The 1,747-nt window shown below is 40.8% G+C and carries 2 protein-coding genes; both read right to left on the bottom strand.

Annotated elements, in window-relative coordinates:
- Positions 1 to 99 (bottom strand): dTMP kinase (locus PX484_RS00035; RefSeq protein WP_502882683.1); only part of this gene is annotated, 99 nt, incomplete at its 3' end.
- A 25-nt stretch (positions 100 to 124) separates the two neighbouring features.
- Positions 125 to 1,510 carry a dihydrolipoyl dehydrogenase family protein gene (locus PX484_RS00030; RefSeq protein ID WP_288102622.1) on the bottom strand — a complete coding sequence of 462 codons (1,386 nt, stop codon included), beginning with the start codon at positions 1,508 to 1,510 and terminating at the stop codon, positions 125 to 127.
- Between the last annotated feature and the right edge of the window lie 237 nt (positions 1,511 to 1,747).

Below are 1,747 nucleotides of genomic sequence, written 5' to 3'. Positions count from 1 at the left end.
TTTTTCCCCTCGCTTTAAAAAATATTCTTGTAGGAGTTTTGCTTGGGTACTTGTTCCCGATCCGTCAATACCTTCAAAGACAATAAATTTCGGTTTCATCATTTAATCTTCCTTCTCAATCTAATTATCTGAATAATTGTTTTAGCCAAGTTAACCAAGATTTTTTCGGGGGGATTAATTCCGTCATTTCTCCGATAATCTCTCCCATACTTCCCCAAGCATAAATATTTTTATTGAGGGATTGTATGGTTAAATTTTCTTGGAAAGCTAAACTGATAATACTAATCATTTCTGCTGCTTGATTACCGACTATTTGCGCTCCCAGTATTTTACCATCTTGTCGGTAGATTAATTGACAAAATCCCGTGGTTTCCCCCCAGATTTGCTGTGGGACTATATTTTTAATTGGATAGTTGATCATCTTTACCTCCTCACCATAGCTCTCCTGGTCCGCTTTTCCAGTTAAACCCACCCAAGCAATAGCAGGATCGAAAGCAATAAATGAGGGAATTTGCTGGGGATTAAAGTTAAATTTTTCTCCCGTGAGCAGATGCTTGACTAACCCAAAAGCAGCCCGGTGATTTAAAGTAGGATCGGGATAATTATTTCTGAGCAAATTTAGGGCATAAATGCGGGAATTATCGGTTTGTAATTGCTGATTAACCCTAATTAATCCCTCCTCTAGTTTAACTCCCACCCCGGCCAAATTTAATCCCCGTTCATTGACTTGATAATTACCAGCAAAAATGAGATCATCGACTTCGATAACACGATTGCCTAATTGTAACCATTTTTGACCCTCGATCGCTTTCACTTGACTAGGACAATAGTTGGGTAAAATCTTAATTCCTTCCGCTTCTAAAATGGCAGTAACTAAATGGGAGATTTCCCGATCAACATCCGGCAGTAGATAACTATCCTCGATAATTAAGCTAATTTCTTTCCCTAAACGTCGGAGAATTTGTGCCAAACTCACAGCCATGCTGCTGTTGCCAATAATCGCTAAATGTTGTCCTAAATTGTCTAAATTTGGCTCTTGCCAAAGGGTTTGAGCGGTAAAATAATTAACCTCATCTAAGCCGAAAATTTTCGGGACTTGCGGATAAAAACCAGTAGCGATAAGATAGTGTTTAGCCAACAATTGCCGACCGTTAACCACGAATCCCAAATGGGGCAGCCGGACAAATTCCCCCCCACCCGGGATCACATCTATTCCTTCCGTGGCTAATCTCGCTAAAGAATGATGTTTATTAATAGTTTTATCTACTTCCTCTAACCATTGCCGCAACTGTTGCCATTGGGGATAAATGGCCGTTTCTTGCCAATGATTAAGCAGTTTATAAAGATGGATAATTTGGCTGTACCCTTTGCTAAAAATGTCCTCAGATGCCTCTAAATTGCCGCTAGAAGGCTGTTGCACTAAAGCCACCCTTTTTTTGAGGTGAACAGCCAACAAAGCCGCTTCTATCCCCGCAGGAGTGGCACCGATAATTACTAAGTCGTAAACCACAAATATAAAGTAGGAATCAGGAGACAGTATTCAGGAGTCGGTCGTCGGTCGTCAGTCCCGATGCCAAAGTTGGCACCGCCAAGCATGAAAATATTCTGATTGACGAATTTGCGTTATTTCAGCTTCTATTTCCAAATCAGTGCCTCTCCTGATATGTAGCCTATACTCAACGGATTTAGTATTACTTCCGATTTTATCACTCAATCCAAGCCTTTGGGGGGTTCTACCCCCCAAACC

The organism is Microcystis sp. M49636_WE2 (assembly GCF_030065375.1).
GTDB classification, from domain to species: domain Bacteria; phylum Cyanobacteriota; class Cyanobacteriia; order Cyanobacteriales; family Microcystaceae; genus Microcystis; species Microcystis aeruginosa_C.
This window is presented reverse-complemented; position numbering and strand designations above follow the sequence as displayed.